Annotated in this window: 21 protein-coding genes; 2 read left to right on the plus strand and 19 right to left on the minus strand. The window is 61.3% G+C overall.

Annotation, left to right across the window (positions count from 1 at the left end; all coding sequences use genetic code 11):
* Positions 1 to 2: 2 nt before the first annotated feature.
* From folP to GM658_RS00325, 3 genes are all read right to left on the minus strand, one after another.
* On the minus strand, positions 3 to 827 hold the full coding sequence (gene folP, locus GM658_RS00315; protein ID WP_155452021.1) for a dihydropteroate synthase: 825 nt from the start codon (positions 825 to 827) through the stop codon (positions 3 to 5).
* Positions 828 to 1019: 192 nt separating this feature from the next.
* On the minus strand, positions 1020 to 2909 hold the full coding sequence (ftsH, locus tag GM658_RS00320; RefSeq protein WP_170298614.1) for an ATP-dependent zinc metalloprotease FtsH: 1890 nt from the start codon (positions 2907 to 2909) through the stop codon (positions 1020 to 1022).
* 154 nt (positions 2910 to 3063) lie between these two features.
* A complete protein-coding gene (locus GM658_RS00325) occupies positions 3064 to 3711 on the minus strand; it encodes an RlmE family RNA methyltransferase (protein WP_155452022.1) in 648 nt (215 codons plus the stop codon).
* A gap of 44 nt (positions 3712 to 3755) precedes the next feature.
* On the opposite strand from GM658_RS00325, the gene yhbY reads away from it, so the two are divergent.
* Positions 3756 to 4217 (plus strand): ribosome assembly RNA-binding protein YhbY, encoded by a 462-nt coding sequence (yhbY, locus tag GM658_RS00330; RefSeq protein ID WP_155452023.1) that lies wholly within the window; start codon positions 3756 to 3758, stop codon positions 4215 to 4217.
* A 114-nt stretch (positions 4218 to 4331) separates the two neighbouring features.
* Here the strand turns inward: yhbY and GM658_RS00335 are convergent, their stop codons facing one another.
* From GM658_RS00335 to pstS, 16 genes are all read right to left on the minus strand, one after another.
* The gene (locus tag GM658_RS00335) at positions 4332 to 4745 is read right to left on the minus strand and encodes a DUF4149 domain-containing protein (protein ID WP_155452024.1); all 414 of its coding nucleotides are present in this window, start codon (positions 4743 to 4745) and stop codon (positions 4332 to 4334) included.
* Entirely contained in the window at positions 4745 to 5221 is a 477-nt protein-coding gene (gene greA, locus GM658_RS00340) for a transcription elongation factor GreA (RefSeq protein WP_155452025.1), read from the minus strand. The genes GM658_RS00335 and greA overlap by 1 nt, the downstream gene beginning before the upstream one ends.
* Before the next feature lie 100 nt (positions 5222 to 5321).
* Positions 5322 to 8540, minus strand: a complete 3219-nt coding sequence (carB, locus tag GM658_RS00345; RefSeq protein WP_155452026.1) for a carbamoyl-phosphate synthase large subunit — start codon at positions 8538 to 8540, stop codon at positions 5322 to 5324.
* Positions 8541 to 9704, minus strand: a complete 1164-nt coding sequence (carA, locus tag GM658_RS00350) for a glutamine-hydrolyzing carbamoyl-phosphate synthase small subunit (protein WP_155452027.1) — start codon at positions 9702 to 9704, stop codon at positions 8541 to 8543.
* A 178-nt stretch (positions 9705 to 9882) separates the two neighbouring features.
* Positions 9883 to 10530, minus strand: a complete 648-nt coding sequence (locus tag GM658_RS00355; RefSeq protein ID WP_155452028.1) for a transporter substrate-binding domain-containing protein — start codon at positions 10528 to 10530, stop codon at positions 9883 to 9885.
* 2 nt (positions 10531 to 10532) lie between these two features.
* The gene (locus GM658_RS00360) at positions 10533 to 11210 is read right to left on the minus strand and encodes a substrate-binding periplasmic protein (RefSeq protein ID WP_155452029.1); all 678 of its coding nucleotides are present in this window, start codon (positions 11208 to 11210) and stop codon (positions 10533 to 10535) included.
* A gap of 4 nt (positions 11211 to 11214) precedes the next feature.
* Complete coding sequence (locus GM658_RS00365) at positions 11215 to 11886, minus strand: substrate-binding periplasmic protein (protein ID WP_155452030.1); 672 nt, start codon at positions 11884 to 11886, stop codon at positions 11215 to 11217.
* A 54-nt stretch (positions 11887 to 11940) separates the two neighbouring features.
* On the minus strand, positions 11941 to 12345 hold the full coding sequence (locus GM658_RS00370; protein ID WP_155452031.1) for a heme-binding protein: 405 nt from the start codon (positions 12343 to 12345) through the stop codon (positions 11941 to 11943).
* Between the two features lie 25 nt (positions 12346 to 12370).
* A complete protein-coding gene (locus GM658_RS00375) occupies positions 12371 to 13351 on the minus strand; it encodes a patatin-like phospholipase family protein (protein ID WP_155452032.1) in 981 nt (326 codons plus the stop codon).
* Positions 13352 to 13405: 54 nt separating this feature from the next.
* On the minus strand, positions 13406 to 14719 hold the full coding sequence (gene phoR, locus GM658_RS00380; RefSeq protein WP_155452033.1) for a phosphate regulon sensor histidine kinase PhoR: 1314 nt from the start codon (positions 14717 to 14719) through the stop codon (positions 13406 to 13408).
* Positions 14716 to 15408, minus strand: a complete 693-nt coding sequence (phoB, locus tag GM658_RS00385; RefSeq protein WP_155452034.1) for a phosphate regulon transcriptional regulator PhoB — start codon at positions 15406 to 15408, stop codon at positions 14716 to 14718. The genes phoR and phoB overlap by 4 nt, the downstream gene beginning before the upstream one ends.
* Positions 15408 to 16106, minus strand: coding sequence for a phosphate signaling complex protein PhoU (gene phoU, locus GM658_RS00390; protein WP_155452035.1), 699 nt, complete (start codon positions 16104 to 16106; stop codon positions 15408 to 15410). Before phoU ends, phoB begins: the two co-directional genes overlap by 1 nt.
* A gap of 24 nt (positions 16107 to 16130) precedes the next feature.
* Positions 16131 to 16895 (minus strand): phosphate ABC transporter ATP-binding protein PstB, encoded by a 765-nt coding sequence (gene pstB, locus GM658_RS00395; RefSeq protein ID WP_155452036.1) that lies wholly within the window; start codon positions 16893 to 16895, stop codon positions 16131 to 16133.
* Between the two features lie 12 nt (positions 16896 to 16907).
* Positions 16908 to 17765, minus strand: coding sequence for a phosphate ABC transporter permease PstA (gene pstA, locus GM658_RS00400; protein ID WP_155452037.1), 858 nt, complete (start codon positions 17763 to 17765; stop codon positions 16908 to 16910).
* Positions 17762 to 18715: a phosphate ABC transporter permease subunit PstC gene (gene pstC / locus GM658_RS00405; protein WP_229416695.1), complete on the minus strand. Its 954-nt coding sequence runs from the start codon at positions 18713 to 18715 to the stop codon at positions 17762 to 17764. Before pstC ends, pstA begins: the two co-directional genes overlap by 4 nt.
* A gap of 231 nt (positions 18716 to 18946) precedes the next feature.
* Entirely contained in the window at positions 18947 to 19990 is a 1044-nt protein-coding gene (gene pstS / locus GM658_RS00410) for a phosphate ABC transporter substrate-binding protein PstS (RefSeq protein WP_155452039.1), read from the minus strand.
* Between the two features lie 135 nt (positions 19991 to 20125).
* Here pstS and ppk1 point away from each other — a divergent pair, with 135 nt between their 5' ends.
* Complete coding sequence (ppk1, locus tag GM658_RS00415; protein WP_155452040.1) at positions 20126 to 22192, plus strand: polyphosphate kinase 1; 2067 nt, start codon at positions 20126 to 20128, stop codon at positions 22190 to 22192.
* Positions 22193 to 22197: the final 5 nt, after the last annotated feature.

Below are 22197 nucleotides of genomic sequence, written 5' to 3' on the forward strand. Positions count from 1 at the left end.
TCTTAATGAGCCGCTTGCCACACTCTCAGTGCGTCGACGGTCTCTGCTACATCATGCACCCTGACGATCTGGGCGCCGTGCGCGACTGCTGCCAATGCGCCCCCAATACTGCCGGCCAGGCGCTGTTCCACCGGCTTGCCGGTGACCGCCCCGATCATGGACTTGCGCGACAAGCCTGCCAGCAGCGGCACGCCGAGCTCGGCCACCATCTGCTTGCCGGCTTTCAGCAGCGCGTAATTGTGTTCAACCGTTTTCCCGAAACCAAAGCCGGGATCGATCCACAGGCGCTCCTTGTCGATGCCTGCTGCGGTCAGGACGGCAATGCGTTCGGCCAAGAAATCCGTGACTTGGCGCACGACGTCATTGTACTCGGGGTTGGATTGCATTGTTGTAGGATTGTCAAGCATGTGCATCACGCACAACGCACAATCGCTATCTTTTACGGCTTCGATGGCGCCGGAGGCGCGGAAACCGTTGATGTCGTTGATCATGTCGACGCCAGCCAGGACCGCTTCGCGCATGACTTCCGGTTTATAGGTGTCAACGCTGATGGCCTTGCCGCAATCGCGCAGGGCGAAAATGAGGGGCATGACGCGGCGCAGTTCTTCGTCCAGGCCCACTGCCGGGGCGCCGGGGCGGCTGCTCTCGCCGCCGATGTCGATGATGTCGGCGCCGTCGCGGATCATTTGCTCGGCGTGGGTGATCGCATAGTCAAGGCTGGCGAACTGGCCCCCATCGCTGAAGGAGTCGGGGGTGGCGTTGAGGATGCCCATGACCAGCGCTCTGGTGCTTGGGAAGTTGAAGCGGCCGAACTTGTGTTGGGGCATGGGTTTGATGACTTTTTTAAACCCGGTGAGGCGGGGTCAGACCCAAGGGTCTGACCCCTGGTGTGCTATGGGCGCGGGGTTGGTTCTGGACTTTGATTTTCGACGAAGATCAAAAGCCCACAACCAATACTCGTGGCCGCGAAACCGTTGAGGGTCAGACCCTTGGGTCTGACCCAGGTTTACCGGGTTTGATCAGGCTGGTGCAGTAGCGTTCGGATTCGGGTTGGAACCGGAGCCACCGTCGCTGCCCGGCTGCTTGCGGATGGTGGTGCCGGCCTTCGGAGGGCGCGGCTCCTGGCCAGCCATGATGTCGTTCACCTGGTCTGCATCGATGGTTTCCCATTCCAGCAGGGCCTTGGTCATCACTTCGACCTTTTCGCGGTTCTCTTCCAGCAGCTTGCGCGCCAGGGCGTACTGCGAATCCAGGATGGTGCGGATTTCCGCATCGACCTTTTGCTGCGTCGCTTCCGAGATGGTCTTGTTGGCGCCGCCCAGCCAGCCGTCGTTCTGGCTGTCTTCGTACACCATCACGCCCAGCGCATCGGACATGCCATACTTGGTGACCATGGCACGGGCCAGTTTGGTGGCGCGGGCGAAGTCGTTGGAAGCGCCGGTCGACATCTGGCCGACGAAGATCTCTTCCGCGATACGGCCGCCGAACAGGATGGAAATCTCTTCCAGCATCTTGTCCTTGTAGCCGGAAATATTGTCGTGCTCAGGCAGCTGCCAGGTCAGGCCCAATGCCCAGCCGCGCGGCATGATGGTCACTTTGTGGACCGGGTCAGCCTTCGGCAGCAGCTTGGCCACCACGGCGTGGCCGGACTCGTGGTAAGCGGTATTGCGGCGCTCTTCCTCGCGAATCACCATGGACTTGCGTTCCGGGCCCATGAAGATCTTGTCCTTCGCATCTTCGAAGTCGATCATGTCGACCAGGCGCTTGTTGCGGCGCGCGGCAAACAGTGCGGCTTCGTTGACCAGGTTGGCCAGGTCGGCGCCGGAGAAGCCCGGGGTACCGCGTGCCAGGATGTCGGCTTTCACGTCGGTGCTGATCGGCACCTTGCGCATGTGGACGTTCAGGATCTGTTCGCGGCCGCGGATGTCCGGCAGGCCCACGGAGACCTGGCGGTCGAAACGGCCTGGACGCAGCAGCGCCTTGTCCAGCACGTCGGCACGGTTGGTCGCTGCAATCACGATCACGCCGGACGAAGCTTCAAAGCCGTCCATCTCAACCAGCAGCTGGTTCAGGGTCTGTTCGCGCTCGTCGTTACCGCCGCCCATGCCGGCGCCACGATGGCGGCCCACGGCATCGATCTCGTCGATGAAGATGATGCAAGGCGAATGCTTCTTGGCGTTCTCGAACATGTCGCGGACACGGGATGCGCCCACGCCGACGAACATTTCAACGAAGTCCGAACCGGAAATCGAGAAGAACGGCACCTTGGCTTCGCCCGCAATGGCGCGCGCCAGCAGGGTCTTACCGGTGCCTGGAGGGCCAACCATCAGTACGCCGCGTGGAATACGGCCGCCCAGTTTCTGGAACTTGGTCGGGTCTTTCAGGAAGTCGACGATCTCGGTCACTTCCTCTTTGGCTTCGTCGCAACCGGCCACGTCGGCGAAGGTCACGGTGTTATTGGTTTCGTCCAGCATGCGCGCCTTCGACTTGCCGAAGGAGAACGCCCCGCCCTTGCCGCCGCCCTGCATCTGCCGCATGAAGAAGATCCATACGCCGACCAGCAGCAGCATCGGGAACCACGAAACGAATACTTGTTGCAGGATGCCTGGCTCTTCAGGCGGCTTCACGTCGAAGCGCACGCCGTTGTCGCGCAGGTCGCCGATCAGGCCGCGGTCCAGGAAGGTGGAGGTGGTACGTACCTTGGAGTCGTCGAGCTTGGTAGCCGTGATGGCGGAGCCTTCGATCACTACCTCTTTAATGCGCTTTGCCTTGATCTCATCCAGCAGGTCGGAATATTGGATGGCCTTTACGCCGCCGCTCATGCTGTGGCTGTCAAATTGCTTAAACAGCATAAATAACAGCAAGGCCACGACGACCCAAATAGCCGATTTAGAAAACATGTTATTCACGAAAACTCCTTGGATGCGCGAGCGCACCAGTTACCTGTAGCAGAAATCCGATTTTACTCGTTTAACCCGGGCCATGCTACAGACAGGCCCAATGGTGCACACTCCTGCGCCGGATATGTGGGTTTTTCCAGTCAAATCAAGGGCCAAAATAACATTATTCCACCGGATTTTTCAGTCCGCGCCCCAAAAGGAAGATTTCGGACGATTTATCGCGGCTGGCTTTCGGTTTTTTCTGGACCACGGTCTTGAATTCGCGGCGGAATTTCTCGACGATCTGGCTGAATCCCATGTCCTTGAAACATTTCACCAGTAAAGCGCCACCTGGCTTCATATGGTGCTGGCTGAAATCAATGGCGATATCAATCAGGTCTTCCATGCGCGCGGCGTCGGCCACGGCAATACCTGACAGATTGGGCGCCATATCGGACAAAACAAGGTCCGCCTTGCGGCCTTGCAGCACTTCGGCCAGCTGGTCAAGCACCTCCTGTTCGCGGAAATCGCCCTGGATGAAGTGCATGTCGGCGATCGGTTCCATCGGCAGGATGTCCAGGCCGATCATGGTGCCGTTGATGCCGCCATCTTCCTTGCCCGCCAGCTTGCGGCGGGTGTACTGGCCCCAGGAACCGGGGGTGCAGCCCAGGTCGACGATGACCTGGCCGGGCTTGATCAGCTTTTCGTCTTCATCGATCTCTTTGAGCTTGTAGGCAGCGCGGGCGCGATAGCCATCCTTCTGGGCAGCGCGTACATAAGGATCGTTAATGTGGTCGTGCAACCAGTTTTTGTTTATTTTGTTCTTAGCCATTAGCGTAGAATACTGCCTTTAAGAGAACCTATCCAAAAATAACTATGCTGAACCTTACCCCTGCCGAACGCAGCGTCCTGCGCGCCGAAGCCCATGGCCTGAAACCTATCGTCCTCGTCGGCGAATCCGGCCTGACCCCTTCCGTGATGAAGGAGATTGAGCTCGGCCTGGACTCCCACGGCTTGATCAAGGTGCGCGTTTTCGGCGATGACCGCGAAGCCCGCATCGAAATGTACGAAACCATCTGCGAGAAGACTGGCGCGGCGCCGGTGCAGCATATCGGCAAGCTGCTGGTGCTGTATCGTCCTAAAGTCGACGCTGAGAAATCCTCTTCCGGCAAGGCTGGCAAGGGCATGCGCATGGTGACCATCGTCAAGCCTAGCGCTTCGGGCACCAAGAAGCCGTCGGTTTCCAAGGTACTGCTGAAGGGTAATGAACGTGTTACCGCTGGCGGCACGATCAAGCGCGTCAAGAAGAAGGTTGGCACCAAGAAGTCGGCTGCCTGAAACCGGCACCCCAGTGTCTGGCCCGCAGGGTCAGACACTTATACGCGGCTGCCGCAGGCCAGGTGTCTGACCCTGCGGGTCAGACGGGACGGCCATCCGGCTGGGTTACCGGTTTTACTGCTTCCAGAGCAGCCAGCCCGCCAGCAGGCTCTGCACCAGGTAAATACTGCTCGACATCCCATGCAGCTTGCCAAAGCTGCCGTCGCCAGAAGCTTTCGCCGCCGCCATCATCGGCTGCAGGCCGAAATGGCTGACCACCGTACACATCACCATCGCCACCACGATCAGCAGCACCGAACGGCGCCGCTTCGGCGTCCAGTCACGCGTGCCGAAGAACAGCAGCACACCCATGGCCGCCCCGCAGCCCAGCGACAGCATCGCTTCGGCATGGAACATCAGCCCGGCAATCGAGCCAGCCAGCACCCGGTCCAGCGACATGAACAGCGTCGGCGCCACCAGGTAGCCAACCGCCCACAGGCTGCCGGCCCACAGGGCGGCCACCAGCAGGCGTACCTTAGCCAGCACCATCAAACGTAGCGGACTTCGAGGATTTCGTATTCGCGTGGGCCGGACGGGGCCTGCACTTCAACCACGTCGCCGGCGTATTTGCCGATCAGGGCGCGCGCGATTGGCGAGGTGACGGACACCTTGGCCATTTTCAGGTCGGCTTCATCGGTGCCGACGATCTGGTAGCTGACCTTCTGGCCCGATTCCAGGTCTTCCAGGTCCACGGTGGAAGCGAACACCACGCGGCCTTCCGCGTCCAGGGTGGTCGGGTCGACGATCTGGGCCGAGCTCAGTTTGCCTTCCAGTTCGGCGATTCGGCCTTCGACGAAAGCCTGGCGCTCTTTGGCGGCATCGTATTCCGCGTTTTCGGACAAATCACCGTGCGAACGCGCTTCGGCGATGGCATCGATGACAATGCGGCGCTCCTTGGTCTTGAGCTGGTGCAGCTCTTCTTTCAGGAGTTCGGCGCCGAATTTAGTCAGTGGAACGGTATTCATGTCTGTCTCTAACGTTAAATTGCTGAAAAGCACAGAGCCCGCGCCATGCTGCAGCGCGGGCTCTGTGGTTATATTGTCAAGCGTACTACTTTACCGGGTCTTAGTTTAAAGACTTATGCAGGCCTTGTAAATCGTACACACGCAATTCGTCGAGATGACGGATACCGGCGACCGCCGCTTCCGCGCCCGCGATGGTCGTGTAGGTGGTCACGCGGGCCGCCAGCGACGAGGTACGGATGCTGCGCGAGTCGTGGATCGCGGTACGCTTCTCTTCCACGGTGTTGATCACCAGGACGATTTCGTGGTTCTTGATCATGTCGACCACGTGCGGACGGCCTTCCGACATCTTGTTCACCGGGGTGACAGGAATGCCGGCGGCGGCGATCACGGCGGCGGTGCCCTTGGTGGCGCACAGGGTGAAGCCGGCGTCGACCAGGTCTTTCGCCACTTTCACGGCGCGCGGCTTGTCCGATGCTTTCACCGACAGGAATACCTTGCCCGACTTCGGCAGCTTGACGCCGGCGCCCAGCTGCGATTTCACGAAGGCTTCCGCGAAGGTGGTGCCAACGCCCATCACTTCACCGGTCGATTTCATCTCTGGGCCGAGGATGGTGTCCACGCCAGGGAACTTCACGAACGGGAACACGGCTTCCTTGACGCTGTAGTAAGGCGGCACGACTTCCTTGGTGATGCCCTGGTCCGCCAGCTTCTGGCCGACCATGCAGCGCGCCGCGATCTTGGCCAGCTGCAGGCCGGTCGCCTTGGAGACGTAAGGCACGGTACGCGATGCGCGCGGGTTCACTTCCAGCACGTAGACGACGTCTTTGCCATCCTGCTTCTGGATCGCGAACTGCACGTTCATCAGGCCGACCACGTTCAGGCCCTTGGCCATCAGGGAGGTCTGGCGCTTCAGTTCATCGATGGTTTCCTGCGACAGCGAGTAAGGCGGCAGCGAGCAGGCGGAGTCGCCCGAGTGCACGCCGGCTTGCTCGATGTGCTCCATCACGCCGCCGATGAAGGTGGTGTCGCCGTCGGAGATGCAGTCCACGTCGCACTCGATGGCGTCGTTCAGGAAGCGGTCCAGCAGCACTGGGGAGTCGTTCGACACCTTGACCGCTTCGCGCATGTAGCGCTCCAGGTCGCGCTGCTCGTGCACGATTTCCATCGCACGGCCGCCCAGCACGTAGGAAGGACGCACCACCAGCGGGTAGCCGATTTCCTGTGCCAGCGCCAGCGCTTCTTCTTCGGTGCGCGCAGTGCGGTTAGGCGGCTGGCGCAGGCCCAGGTCCTGCAGCAGCTTCTGGAAGCGCTCGCGGTCTTCCGCGGCGTCGATCATGTCCGGCGAGGTGCCGATGATCGGCACGCCGTTGGCTTCCAGGTCCAGCGCCAGCTTCAGCGGGGTCTGGCCGCCGTACTGCACGATCACGCCGACCGGTTTTTCCAGGTCGACGATTTCCAGCACGTCTTCCAGGGTCAGCGACTCGAAGTACAGGCGGTCGGAGGTATCGTAGTCGGTCGACACGGTTTCCGGGTTGCAGTTGACCATGATGGTCTCGTAGCCGTCTTCGCGCATGGCCAGCGCGGCGTGCACGCAGCAGTAGTCGAATTCGATACCCTGGCCGATGCGGTTCGGGCCACCGCCCAGCACCATGATCTTCTTCTTGTCGGTCGGGTTGGACTCGCACTCTTCATCGTAGGTCGAGTACATGTAGGCGGTGTTGGTCGAGAACTCGGCGGCGCAGGTGTCGACGCGCTTGTACACCGGACGGATGCCCAGTTCGCGGCGCTTGTTGCGCACGGCGGTGTCGCCGCATTGCAGCAGGTAGCCCAGGCGGCGGTCCGAGAAGCCCTTCTGTTTCAGCTTGTACAGGGTGTTCTTGTCCAGGTTTTCCAGCTTCTGGGTGTCCAGCCACAGCTCCAGGTCAATGATTTCCTTGATCTGCACCAGGAACCACATATCGATCTTGGTCAGGTTGTACACCTCTTCCAGGGTGAAGCCCTGGGCAAAAGCGTCGCCCACGTACCAGATGCGGTCCGGACCCGGCTCGCCCAGTTCCTCTTCCAGCTTTTCGCGGTCGGTGGTCTTCTGGTTCATGCCATCCACGCCCACTTCCAGGCCGCGCAGGGCTTTCTGGAACGATTCCTGGAAGGTGCGGCCCATCGCCATCACTTCGCCCACGGATTTCATCTGGGTGGTCAGGTGGTGGTCGGCAGCAGGGAATTTTTCGAAGGTGAAGCGCGGCACCTTGGTCACGACGTAGTCGATCGAAGGTTCGAACGAAGCCGGGGTTGCGCCGCCGGTGATTTCGTTGCGCAGTTCATCCAGGGTGAAGCCCACGGCCAGCTTCGCTGCAACCTTGGCGATCGGGAAGCCGGTGGCTTTCGATGCCAGTGCCGAGGAACGGGACACGCGCGGGTTCATCTCGATGACGATCATGCGGCCGTCTTTCGGGTTGATCGAGAACTGCACGTTGGAGCCGCCGGTGTCCACGCCGATCTCGCGCAGCACTGCCAGCGAGGCATTGCGCATGATCTGGTATTCCTTGTCGGTCAGGGTCTGCGCCGGCGCCACGGTGATCGAGTCGCCGGTGTGCACGCCCATCGGGTCCAGGTTTTCGATCGAGCACACGATGATGCAGTTGTCCGCCTTGTCGCGCACCACTTCCATCTCGTACTCTTTCCAGCCCAGCAGCGATTCTTCGATCAGCAGCTCATTGGTTGGCGAAGCTTCCAGGCCGCGTTTGCAGATCGCTTCGAACTCTTCTTCGTTGTAAGCGATGCCGCCGCCGCTGCCGCCCATGGTGAACGATGGACGGATGATGGTCGGGAAGCCCACTTCCTTCTGCACCGCCCACGATTCTTCCATCGAGTGCGCCACGCCGGAACGTGCCGAACCCAGGCCGATCTTGGTCATCGCGTCCTTGAACTTGGCGCGGTCTTCGGCCTTGTCGATGGCTTCCGGCGTCGCGCCGATCAGTTCCACCTTGTACTTGTCCAGCACGCCGTTGCGGTGCAGGTCCAGCGCGCAGTTCAGCGCGGTCTGGCCGCCCATGGTCGGCAGGATCGCGTCCGGGCGTTCCTTGTCGATGATGCGCTCCACAACCTGCCAGGTGATCGGCTCGATGTAGGTCACGTCGGCCATTTCCGGGTCGGTCATGATGGTCGCCGGGTTGGAGTTCACCAGGATGACCTTGTAGCCCTCTTCGCGCAGTGCTTTACATGCTTGCGCACCGGAGTAGTCGAATTCGCAGGCCTGGCCGATGATGATCGGGCCGGCGCCAATAATCAGGATGCTTTTAATGTCAGTACGTTTTGGCATTTATTTCTTCTCCGCGGCTTCCATCATGTTGATGAAGCGGTCAAACAGGTAGGCGACGTCGGTCGGGCCAGGCGAGGCTTCAGGGTGGCCCTGGAAGCAGAATGCCGGCACGTCGGTGCGGGCGAAGCCCTGCAGCGAACCGTCGAACAGCGACACGTGGGTCACGCGGCAGTTGGCCGGCAGCGTATCCGCATCCACGGCGAAACCGTGGTTCTGCGAGGTGATCATCACCTTCTTGCTGTCCAGGTCCTGCACCGGGTGGTTGGCGCCGTGGTGGCCGAACTTCATCTTCAGGGTCTTGGCGCCGGAAGCCAGTGCCATGATCTGGTGGCCCAGGCAAATACCGAACACCGGGATCTTCTTCTCCATGAAGACTTTGGTCGCTTCGATCGCGTAATCGCATGGCTCAGGGTCGCCAGGACCGTTGGACAGGAACACGCCGTCCGGGTTCAGCGAGAGCACGTAGGCGGCGGAAGTCTGCGCCGGCACCACGGTCACTTTGCAGCCGCGCGAAGCCAGCATGCGCAGGATGTTGCGCTTAACGCCGAAGTCATACGCTACGACGTGGAACTTAGCGTCGGCTACCTTGCCATAGCCTTTGCCCAGTTCCCACTCGGTTTCGGTCCACTCGTACACTTCCGGGGTGGTGACGACTTTTGCCAGGTCCATGCCGGTCAGGCCCGGGAAGCTGCGCGCCAGTTCCAGCGCCTGCTGGACGGACGGCTCGTTGCCCTGCACGCCGGTCACGATAGCGCCGGCCTGGGCGCCCTTCTCGCGCAGCACGCGGGTCAGCTTGCGGGTGTCGATACCGGCGATGGCGACGATGTTCTCGGCCTTCAGGTAATCGGACAGGGATTGGCTGGAACGGAAATTCGAGTGGACCAGCGGCAGGTCGCGGATGATCAGGCCTGCGGCGTGGACTTTGGAAGCTTCGACGTCTTCGGTGTTGATACCGTAGTTGCCGATATGCGGATAAGTCAGGGTGACGATCTGGCGGGAATACGATGGATCGGTCAGGATTTCCTGATAACCGGTGATGGAGGTATTGAAAACGACTTCGCCCGTCGTGTGACCGGCAGCGCCAATGGAAATACCTTTAAAAATAGTTCCGTCGGCTAGTGCCAGGATGGCTGGAACGGCTGGGCCAGAAAAAAATGGCGGCAAGGGCAACTCCTGTTAAGTTACCGTAGCGACGCCACTCAGACAACCCACGGGGCGCACGGGCGCAATGCCGGGCTCGCGGGTCAGATGATCATGGATGTGTGAGGTAGGCGCTACGGTCGAATGGTAATTGGCTAAACCTTTGAATTATAACCCAAAGTTCCGTCGCCGGCAAGCCACCCTAGGGATGTTTCACCTGCCGCAGCGCCTCGGCCAGGCGGGGCGCCAGGGCGGCGTGCCGTTTGTGCAGGAACAGGTATAGCGGGACTTGCTCGAGCGGCGGCAAGAGCTCCAGCAAATCCCGATCGGCCGCCACGGCATCCCGGATCACGGTATTGCGGCGGTCCATGATCGCAATCTCGCAGCCCCCTTCCCTCAGCATGCGCAGCAAAGAGGCGTCGCTATCGAGCCGTTGGCGCTGCAGCCCGCTGGTGCGCCTTTCGGTCAGCGTGTAGCCGCGCCGCATGCACAAGGTATGGCCGCGCAGCGACTTCCAGCCGTGCGAGACATCGAGCTTGCGGTAAGAGAAGGCGGTAGGCTCATACATATAGATGGCCTCCGGCACCTGCACCAGGTCCGGATATTCGCTGGCGGCCAGCGCGCTGCGGCCGATGGCGCCATCCACCTCCCCTTTATTGGCCAGGATCATGCCGCGGTCGGGCGGCAGTTCGCGTGCTGCCACGCCTATGCCGGCAAGCCGCGCAGCCGCCTCGACGGTTTGCCAGGCCTCGATATGGGCCGGCGTAGCGGGAATCACATAAAGCTGCAGGTCCTGGCCTTGCAGGGGCGCCGAACACAGCGCGCAGAGCAAGGTGGCCAGGACTTTCATGCTCACTCCCCTTCGCCGAGCAGCTTGTGCATGGTGCCGTCGGCCCGCATCTGCTTGAGCGCCGCCGCCACCTTGGGTACCAGTGCGGCATGGGTCTTATGCAGGTAGATATACAGCGGCATGATTTCCAGCGGCGGCGTCAGGCGCAGCAACGGCGGATCGGCCATCATGGCGGCGCGCGCGAGGGCGTTGTTGCGCTCCATGACGGCAATCTCGCAGCCGCCGGCGGCCAGCATGCGCAGCATGGCCGCTTCGTCGGCCAGCACCTGGCGCGCCATGTCTTTGGTGCGCTGGTCGGTCTGGCGCAGGCCGCGGCGAATGCAGATGGTGTGCGAGCGCAGGGATTCCCAGCCGCCTGCCACATCGTAATGCTTATAGGCGAACGCACTCGGCGCATATTGGTAGATCGGCTCGGGGACCTGGATCAGGTTGGGAAAGCTTTTTTCAAGGCCGGAAGAGCGCCCGACATCGCCGTCGGTGGTGCCTTCGTTGGCCAGCACGGCGGAGCGCTCGGGCGACACCTCGCGCACCACGGCTGTCACGCCGGCACGCTGGAAGGCCACCTCCGCAGCCTTCCACAGGTCGGCGTGGGTGGTGCTGCGCGAAATGGCGGACAACTGCAGCTCCTCCGCCCGGGCCGGCAGTACCAGGATAAGGCAAAGTGCAATCAGTACTTTCATGGGCCTATTCGTCGAGGATCTTCTGTAGTGTACCGTCCTGGCGCATTTGCTTCAAAGCTTCCGCGAATCGTGGCGCCAGTGCGGCATGGCTGCGGTGCAGGTAGAGGTAGAGCGGTGTGACTTCCAGTGGCGGAAGCAATTTGTAGAGCCGCGGCCGCGCGGCCATCGCCGCCTTGACGACCTGGCTGTTTGGCTCCAGCAGCGCCAAGTCGCAGCCGCCGTTACGCAGCATGCGCAGGATGGATCTTTCATCGTCCAGCATCTGGCGCTGCATGCTCTCGGTGCGCAGTTCGAACAGCTTGATGCCGCGCCGGATGCAAATGCCATGCCCTTGCAGGCTTTCCCACCCGGCTGTTACTTCCAGTTTGTTGTAGGCGAAGGCGTAAGCGGCGTAGCGGTAAACCGGCTCCGGTACGCGCACCAGGTGGGGATATTGGCGCTCCAGGCCCGCGATGCGGCCGACATCGCCGTCGGTGGCCCCGCTATTGGCTAAGGCCAGTGCACGCTCGGCGGGCACGCTGCGCGCCGCAACGGGAATGCCGGCGCGCCGGGCAGCGGCCTGCACCACCCGCCAGATTTCCTCATGGGTTGGATTACTGGCAATCACCGATAGCTGCAGCTCCTCCGCCCGTAGCGGAAGCGACAGGAGCAACAACAAGGAAAAAGCGGCTTTCATCCTTGTATCTTAGGAATATCTTTCCTTAATTACAAGCAATGTTTGCCGCTGGGATCAGGCCAGGGCGGCGATGCCAGCCTTGGCGATTTGCGCGTCTTCGCTGGATTTGACGCCCGATACGCCAACCGCGCCGACAGTGTGGCCATCCACCACGATGTTGACGCCGCCTTCCAGCGGCGCTTCCACCATCGGCACGCCGACGAAGGAGGTGCGGCCGCCGTTGATCATGTCTTCGTACACTTTGGACTCGCGGCGGCCCAGGGCCGACATGCGCGCCTTGGCCGGCGCAATATGGGACGACAGCGGCGCCGCGCCATCCAGGCGCTGCAGCCACAGCAGGTGGCCGCCGTCGTCGACGATGGCAATGGTGACTGCCCAGTTATTCTTGATGGCTTCCGCTTCGGCGGCGGCAGCAATCTTCTTGATGTCGTCCAGGGACAGTACTGGCTTGGTGATCATGTCTCGTTTTCCTTGCAAATTTTTATTATGGGGCCGGGGTTTCGCGGCGTGCCTTCAGCTTCTGCTTCAGTTGCGCCATGACGGCCATGGTTGCCCGCTCGCCCGCCAGCATGGCGCCCGCGCGGTTGGTGAATTCGGCTGAACCCATCTTGCCCAGCGGCGGCTGGATCACGATGTCGGCATCGCGCAGCTCGAGCTGGTTGATGCGCTGGCCCATGATGGAGAAGGTCTGCATGATGACCTCCAGCGAAGAATTGGTCGCCTGCGCCTCGGCCTGGGTCGAGATATTGACCGCGATGACGAATTCGGCGCCCATTTCCTTGGCAAAGCGCACGGGCACGGGCGCCACCAGGCCGCCGTCGACATAGGTATGGTCGCCAATCTTCACCGGCTGGAACACGCCCGGCACGGCCGAGCTGGCGCGCACCGCCATGCCGGTATTCCCGCGCTGGAACAGGATAGGCTGGCCGGTCTTCAGGTCCGATGCCACGGCGCCGAACGGGATCTTCAGTTTTTCGATGGTTGCCTGGTGCACCGCCTTGTTGACGAAAGCTTGCAGCGCCTCGCCTTTCAGCACGCCGGAAGACTTGCTGAACAAGGGCAGCGCCCAGTCGGAAATGGCCGATTCGTCCAGGTCGACCGCCATTTTCTGCAGGGCTTTGGCGTCATTGCCGGCCGCGTACAGGGCGCCGACCACGGAACCGGCACTGGTGCCGACCACGATATCGGGCACGATGCCCTGCGCTTCCAGCGCCTTGATCACGCCGATATGGGCAAAGCCGCGCGCGGCGCCGCCGCCCAGGGCGAGACCGATCTTCACCTTGCGCTGGACAGGCGGCGCAGGCGGCTGCACCGGCTGCTGCACCGGCGGCTCAACGGAAACCAGCGGCACGTCGGTCGACTTGATCGGCGGCGGCAGCTCGGTGGTGACGGTATTTGGGTTGGTCTGGCACCCGGCCAGCGCTGCGGCGGCCAGGATAGCAAAGGCAAAACGTTTTAGCTGCATGTAAAGGTTGGTCTGCTCGTGTTTTTAGGGCGAGCAGATTGTACCTCAAGCCGGCTAGGCGGCTTGCGCTGGTTCTACGTTAGTTGATACGAGGGATTTTGGCAGGCTGACAGTAAAGGTGCTGCCCTGCCCCGCCTCGGAACTGATATTCAGCTTGCCGCTGTGGCGCAGCAGCACATGCTTGACGATGGCCAGGCCCAGGCCCGTGCCCTGCGTTTCGCGCGAGCGGCTCTTGTCGACGCGGTAGAAACGCTCGGTCAGGCGCGAAATATGCTCGGGGCTGATGCCGATGCCGGTGTCCTGCACCTGGAATTGCACGCCGGTCGGCGTGTCTTCCCAGCGCAGGCGGATGGCGCCGCCGGCCGGCGTGTAGCGCACCGCATTCGAGACCAGGTTGCCGAACGCGCTGTGCAATTCGTCCATATTGCCCATGACGTCGCCGCCATGCACTTCCAGTGAAATGTCGTGCTTGCCGCCCGAGAGCGCGCGGCCTTCGTGCAGCACCTGCTCCAGCAAGGCGGGAATATTCACGTGTTCCGGCCGCATCGGATGGTCGACCGACTCCAGGCGCGACAGCGTCAGCATGTCTTCGATCAGGTGCTGCATGCGGTGGCTTTGCTCGGTCATCAGCTTGAGATGGGCGGCACGGGTTTCCGGGTCCAGCTCCATCGAAGCGGCGATTTCCAGGAAGCCGGCGATCACCGTCAGCGGCGTGCGCAGCTCGTGCGAAGCGTTGGCAATGAAGTCGCGGCGCATCATCTCGGCGCGCTGGGTTTCAGTGATATCGTGCGTGACCAGGATCTGGCGGCGGTTCTCGAACGGGATAATGTGCGCCACCAGCTTGCGGCCGCGGAAATTCAGCGTCAGCGGCTGGTCGTAGCGGCCCAGGATCAGGTAATCCATGAAGTCGGGACTGCGCACCAGGTTCGTGACGCGCATGCCCTTGTCGCGCGCTTGCTGCAAGCCCAGGTGTTCTTCGGCGGCCGGATTGCACCATTCGAGGAACAGCACGTCATCCATGATCACCACGCCGTCCGGCAGCAAGTGCATGGCCTGGCGGAAGCGGGCCAGCCATTCGGTCAGTTCGGCCTGGTTTTTTTCATCGTCGCGGCGCAGGCGGTACAGGCGGGCAAAGATATCGGTCCATTCGCCCCAGCCGTCCGGCAGGCGGCCCGATTCCGGCTTTTCCAGCCACTCACTCAGCTGGTACAGGTATTTCAGCTGGATGAAAACAGCCGCCAGGACGCCGGCGAATGCCGCCGCCACGCCGGCTTCCACGCCGAACCACCACCACACCAGGCCCGCCCCGCCCAGCAGGAAGGCCAGCCGGATCCCGACCGGTACCCAGAATACGACTTTTGGATTCATGGTTTCTCAGTGAGCATATATCCCACGCTGCGCACCGTCTTGATCAGGTGCTCGGCATCCTTCAGCGCCTTGCGCAGGCGCAGCACATGGACGTCCACCGTGCGCTCTTCAATGACCACATGGTCGCCCCACACCTTGTCCAGCAGCTGGCTGCGCGAGAAAACACGCTCCGGGTGGGCCATGAAGAACTTCAGCAGCTTGTACTCGGCGTGGCCGATATCAATTTTATTCTCGTTCATCGACACTGTGCAGCTGACCGGGTCCAGCACCACCGGACCTGCCTTGAGCTGGGTTTCGGCCAGTTCGGGGCTCTTGCGGCGCAGCAGGGCGCGAGCGCGGGCCAGCAGTTCGCGCGGCGAGAACGGCTTGGTGATGTAGTCATCGGCGCCGCCGTTCAGGCCTGCCAGCTTGTCCTCTTCCATGCTTTTCGCGGTCAGCATGATCACCGGAACGGCTGCGAAATGGCGGTCGCCACGGATGCGGGCCAGCAGGCGCAGGCCGCTCTGGTCGGGCAGCATCCAGTCCAGCAGCACCAGCTGCGGCGTGCGAGATTGCATGACTTCCCATGCTTCTTGCGTCGATTGCGCCACCACGCAGTTCCAGCCCGCTTCGCGCAGCGAGAACCTTACCAGCTCGACGATCGCCGGCTCATCTTCAACAATCAGTACTGTCGTTTTGTCGGATGCCATTATTTGCTAACTTCTTGGGTCGCTCCGTGGGTATGGCGGATATCCTTGCCTTCCACCACGTAGATCACGTACTCGGCAATATTCTTGGCATGGTCGCCGATGCGCTCGATGGCCTTGGCCACCCACATCGTGTCCAGCGCTGCCGAGATTGTACGCGGATCTTCCATCATGAAGGTAATCAGGTTGCGCATGATGGAACGGTATTCGTGGTCGATCACCGCATCCTGGGCGATCAGTTCCAGCGCAGCCTTTTCATCGCTGCGGGCGAACGCGTCCAGCGCGTCGTGCAACAGGTCGCTGGTGGCGGTGGCGATGGTGCGCACCATTTCATAGTGGTTCAGGGTCACGGCGCCGCGTGCATGCAGGGCCTTGGCGATGCGTGCGATCTTGGCCGCTTCGTCGCCGATGCGTTCCAGGTCGGTGATCACTTTCAGCGTCGCCATCACGGTACGCAGGTCGTTGGCGGTCGGCTGGCGTTTCACGATCAGGTGGCTGCACTGGTCGTCCAGCTGCACTTCCAGCTGGTTGACGTTGGCGTCTTCGCCGATCACGCGTTCGGCGCGTTCCAGGTTGCCGATGCGGAAGCAGGTCATCGCATCGAGGAACATGGTCTCAACCATGCCGCCCATCAGCAGCACTTTGGAACGGATGCCTTCGAGTTCGGTGTCGTAAGCTTTGGAGGAATGTTCGCCCATCATAATCTCTTCTCTCTCTTCTTCTGATTAGCCAAAACGGCCGGTGATGTAGTCCTGGGTCTCTTTGCGCACAGGATTCATGAAAATCTGGTCGGTTTCACCGAACTCCACCAGTTCGCCCAGGTACATATAGGCGGTGTAATCGGAGCAGCGTGCCGCCTGCTGCATATTGTGGGTCACGATGGCGATCGTGTAGTCCTCTTTCAGCTCGGAGATCAGTTCTTCGATCTTGGAGGTGGAAATCGGGTCCAGTGCGGACGTCGGTTCATCCAGCAGCAGCACGTCGGGCTTCACCGCTACGCCGCGCGCGATGCACAGGCGCTGCTGCTGGCCGCCGGACAGCGACAGGCCGCTCTTGGTCAGCTTGTCCTTCACCTCGCCCCACAGCGCGGCTTTTTTCAGCGCCCATTCCACGCGCTCGTCCATCTCGCCCTTCGACAGGTCTTCGTACAGGCGCACGCCGAAGGCGATATTGTCATAAATCGACATCGGGAACGGCGTCGGCTTCTGGAATACCATGCCGACTTTCGCGCGCAGCATGTTCACGTCCAGGCCCGCGTCCAGGATGTTGTGGCCGCGGTAGCGGATGGCGCCTTCGGCGCGCTGGCCCGGGTACAGGTCGTACATGCGGTTCAGCGTGCGCAGCAGGGTCGATTTGCCGCAGCCGGACGGGCCGATGAAGGCGGTCACCTTCTTCTCGTGGATGTCCAGGTTGACGTTGTGCAGGCTGCGCGTCTTACCGTAGTAGAAGTTCAGGCCGGAGATTTCGATGATTTTGCTTGCTTTGGTCATGATCTGTACTCGTTATTTTGGTGCTTTTTGTGCGAACACGGTGCGCGACAGGATGTTCAGTGCCAGGACGCTGAAGGTGACGATCAAGGCGCCGCCCCAGGCCAGGGCGCGCCAGTTGTCGTATGGGCTCATGGCGAACTGATAGATCACCACTGGCAGGTTGGCCAGCGGCTGGTTCATGTCGGCGCTGAAGAACTGGTTGTTCAAGGCGGTGAACAGCAGCGGCGCGGTTTCGCCGGAAACACGGGCCACCGCCAGCAGCACGCCGGTCATCACGCCGGCCTTGACGGCGCGCAGGCGCACCATCATCGACACCTTCCAGCGCGGTGCACCGAGGGCGTAGGCCGCTTCCAGCAGCGAGTTGGGCACCAGTTTCAGCATATTGTCGGTAGTGCGCACCACCACCGGAATCGCGATCAGCGACAGCGCGATGGAGCCGGCGTAACCGGAGAAATGGTGCGCATTGGCGACATACAGCGCGTACACGAACAGGCCGATCACGATCGATGGCGCCGACAGCATGATGTCGGTCACGAAGCGGGTGACCTGGGCGATCTTGTTCTCTTCGCCGTATTCCGCGAGGTAGATGCCGGCCAGGATGCCGACCGGGGTCGACACCAGGGTGGACAGGCCTACCATCATCAGCGAGCCGACGATGGCGTTACGCAGGCCGCCGCCATCGCTGCTTGGCGCCGGAGTGTCTGCAGCGAACATCAGGATGTTCAGCGATTCGAAGCCATTGATCAGCAGCGTGGCCAGGATCCACATCAGCGCAGCCAGGCCGAGCGACATGGCGCCCACCGACAGGGCCATGCCGACGCGATGGTAGAACAGGCGCTTGCGATAAACAGGGTTCTTAGTCTGGATCATTTCACGCCCTCCTTGCGCGACAAGCCCATCAACATCAGCTTGGCGCCAGACAGGACGATAAAGGTAATAATGAACAGGATCAGGCCCAGTGCGAACAGCGAGGACACGTGCAGCTTGCTGGAGGCCTCGGCAAATTCATTGGCCAGGGTCGAGGCAATCGAACTTCCCGGCGAGAAGAGCGAGGTTGGCAGCTTGGCCGCGTTACCGATCACGAAGGTGACCGCCATGGTTTCGCCCAAGGCGCGGCCCAGGCCCAGCATGACGCCGCCCACCACACCGGTCTTGGTGTATGGCAGCACGACCTTGCGCACCACTTCCCAGCGGGTGCAGCCCAGGCCGTAAGCAGACTCCTTCAGCACGGCCGGCACGATCTCGAACACGTCGCGCATCACCGAAGCGATAAAAGGGATGATCATGACTGCCAGGATCAGGCCGGCCGTCAGGATGCCGATGCCCATGGTCGGGCCCTTGAACAGCGCGCCGATGAACGGCAAAGCGCCGAAGGTGGCTTTGAGTGCCGGCTGCACGTATTCGCTGAACATCGGCGCGAACACGAACAGGCCCCACATGCCGTAAATGATCGACGGCACGCCGGCCAGCAGTTCAACCGCGGTGCCCAGCGGGCGCCGCAGCCAGACCGGGCAAACCTCGGTCAGGAACAGGGCGATGCCGAAGCTGACGGGGAAGGCGATCAGCAGTGCGATACCGGCGCTGGCCAGGGTGCCGACAATAGCGATCGCGGCGCCGAACTGGTCGTTGACCGGGTCCCATTCGACGGTGGTGATAAAGGCGGGGCCGAACTCCTTCAAGGCAGGCAAGGCGCCGTTGATCAGGGAAATGATAATGCCGACCAGTACGAACAGTACGGTCAGCGCGAATACCATCGTGATTTTATGGAAGAACCAGTCCTGGATGCGCTGCTTGCGCACGACGGATTGCATGGATCTCATGATGGCGGGTTCCGCTATACGGAGGGGAGCTGGTGAGGTGATTTCTGCACTCATGATTTTATGTTTTGGTTAGCTAACCGGGGAAGCCTGCACTTAGGCTGCCCCGCTTAGCTTCCTCCCTTTTTAAACCCGGGAACCTGGGTCAGACCCAAGGGGCCGACCTGTCGATGCACGCTGCACTGACTGGGTCACCCCCTTGGGTCTGACCCAGGTTTGCCGGGCTTGGGAAGATCAGTACAGCGCCTTACCCGAAGCGTCTTTCAGGTTCGACTTCCACGAACCCTGCACCAGCTTCACAACGCTCTCTGGCAGCGGCACATAGTCCAGCTCAACCGCAGCTGCATCGCCATTCTTGAACGCCCAGTCAAAGAACTTGATGACTTCCTTGCCCTTGGCCGCATCAGCCTGCTGCTTGTGCATCAGGATGTAGGACACGCCAGTGATCGGCCACGAATTCTTGCCAGCCTGGTCGGTCAGCACCACGCCGAAGCCTGGGGTCTTGGTCCACTCAGCGTGCGCAGCGGCGGCTTTGAAGTTGTCGTCGTCAGGCTGCATCCAGTTGCCGTCCTTGTTCTTCAGCTGGGTGTGAGCGATCTTGTTCTTCTTGGCGTAGGCCCATTCCACGTAGCCGATTGCGCCCTTGATACGCTGCACGTTGGCTGCAACGCCGTCGTTGCCCTTGCCGCCCACGCCGGTTACCCATTTGACCGCGGTGCCGGCGCCGATCTTGGTCTTGAACTCGGGGTTCACTTTCGACAGGTAGTCGGTGAACAGGAAGGAGGTGCCGGAGCCGTCAGCGCGGTGCACCACGGTGATTTCGGTTGCTGGCAGCTTCACGCCTGGGTTCAGGGCAGTGATGGCTGGATTGTTCCACTCGGTGATCTTGCCCAGGTAGATGTCGGCAACCACTGGACCGGTCAGTTTCAGTGCGCCTGGAGCGATACCGTCGATGTTCACCACGGTCACCACGCCGCCCATGATGGCCGGGAACTGCATCAGGCCGTCAGCGTCCAGCTCTTCTGCTTTCAGAGGCATGTCGGACGCGCCGAAATCAACGGTCTTGGCCTTGATCTGCTTGATACCTGCGCCGGAACCGACGGACTGGTAGTTCAGGCCGTTACCGGTGGATGCCTTGTAGGCTTCAGCCCACTTGGCGTAGATCGGATAAGGGAAAGTTGCGCCTGCACCGGTCATGTCCGCAGCCAGGGCGGACGAGAAAGCCATTGCCGCCGAAGCGCCAACAACGAAGGAGGTCAACAACTGTTTCATGCGCATATCAAAGGTCCTTTTCAGGGGTTGGGTTGAATGCTGCGCAGTTTATGACTCGAATATGACACCTTTATGACACGTAAAAATTAGTTGTAGGACACTGTCACATACTTGTCATATTTCCAAAATACACTATTCGCTATGAAAACAGCATTCCTTGATAGGGAGCTGTCACAGCTGGCGTTTAACCGCCGTGTGATGGCCCAGGCCGAAGACGCCACCATCCCAGTGCTCGAACGCCTGCGTTACTTGTGCATTGTTAGCAGCAATCTGGACGAATTCTTCGAAGTACGGGTCGCCAGCCTGCTGGCCGCCGCCAGCGTCGACGGCGACCTGGCCACCCACCCTACCCTGGCGGCGACGCTGGAACGGGTCAGCAACGAGTGCCATGAACTGGTCAGGCGCCAGTACGAAATATTCAATACGGCAGTCTTGCCGGAAATGAAAGCCCAGGGCATCAATATCGTGCGCCACAGCCAGCGCAACGATGCCCAGCGGGCCTGGGTCAAGGCGTATTTCGACCGCGAAGTACGTCCCCTGCTGACTCCGATCGGCCTCGATCCGGCCCATCCTTTTCCCCAGGTAGTTAACAAGAGCCTCAATTTCATCGTCGCCCTGAGCGGCAAGGATGCCTTCGGGCGCGGCACAGCCATCGCCATCGTCAAGGCGCCGCGCGTGCTGCCGCGCGTGATCCGCCTGCCGGACAACCTGTCGAAAGACGGCGGGGTATCGTTTGTCCTGCTGTCCTCGGTGATCCACGCCCATATTTCCGAGCTGTTTGCAGGGCGCGACGTGATGGCGTATTCCCAGTTCCGGGTGACCCGCGATTCGGACCTGTGGGTCGATGAAGATGAAGTCAAGAACCTGCGCCAGGCACTGAAAGGCGAGCTGCAGGGCCGACAGTATGGCCGCTCGGTGCGGATCGAAGTGGCCAAGAATTGCCCGCCCGAGCTGTCGCAGTTCCTGCTCGACCAGTTCGGCTTGGACCAGAGCCGCCTGTACCGCGTCGATGGCCCCGTGAATATGGTGCGCCTGAACGAGATCGTGGAACAGGCGCGGCGCCCTGAGCTGCGCTTCCCGGCCTTCATGCCGGGCGTGCTGGCCAAGACCGTCAACAATGACATCTTTGCCACCATCCGCAAGCACGACATCCTGCTGCACCATCCATTCCAGAGCTTCCAGACGGTGATCGACTTCATCCGCAGCGCGGCGCTCGATCCGGCCGTGGTGGCGATCAAGCAGACCGTCTACCGCACCGGCATGAACTCGGACCTGATGGAAGCCTTGATTGCCGCCGCCCGCAGCGGCAAGGAAGTGACGGTCGTGGTGGAACTGATGGCGCGCTTCGACGAAGAAGCCAATATCAACTGGGCCGACAAGCTGGAACAGGCTGGCGCCCAGGTGGTGTACGGCGTGGTGGGCCTGAAAACCCACGCCAAGATTGCCCTGGTAATCCGCCGCGAAGAAGGCGGCCTGCGCTATTACGCCCACCTTGGCACCGGCAACTACCACCCGACCACGACCAAGTTCTACACCGACTTCGGCATGCTGACCTGCCAGCCCGAGCTTGGCCGCGATGTCAACGAAGTCTTCATGCACCTGACCAGCCTGACCAAGCCGCAGCGCATGAACCATATCTGGCTGGCGCCTTTCACGTTGCAGGAGCAACTCATAAAGGCGATCCGGAATGAGGCAAAAATCGCAAAAGCCGGGCGTCCGGGCCGGATTATCGCTAAAATCAACGCATTAACCGATGAACCGGTGATCCGTGCGCTGTACGCCGCCTCGAAGGACGGGGTCAAGATCGACCTGGTCGTACGCGGCGCCTGCACCCTGATGCCGGGCGTGCCGGGACTGTCCGAAAATATCCGGGTCCGCTCCATCATCGGCCGCTTCCTTGAACATAGCCGCATCTATTACTTCCGTAACGACCTGGCGCACGACGTCATGCTGGCCAGCGCGGACTGGATGAACCGCAACCTGCTGCGCCGCATTGAAGTGGCGTTCCCGGTACTGGACCGGGGCCTGAAACGGCGCGTGATTGCGGAAGGTTTGACGCCTTACCTGAAGGACAACTCCAACGCCTGGGAGCTGGACGAGCACGGCCATTACCATCGCCGCAAGCCACGCGGCAAGGTCAAGCCTTACAGCGCCCAGCAGCACCTGATGGAGTCGCTTGGTACGCCGGCCGATCTGGCCGGGGATTGAAGCCA

It is taken from the genome of Massilia eburnea, assembly GCF_009720745.1.
Lineage (GTDB): Bacteria > Pseudomonadota > Gammaproteobacteria > Burkholderiales > Burkholderiaceae_D > Rugamonas > Rugamonas eburnea.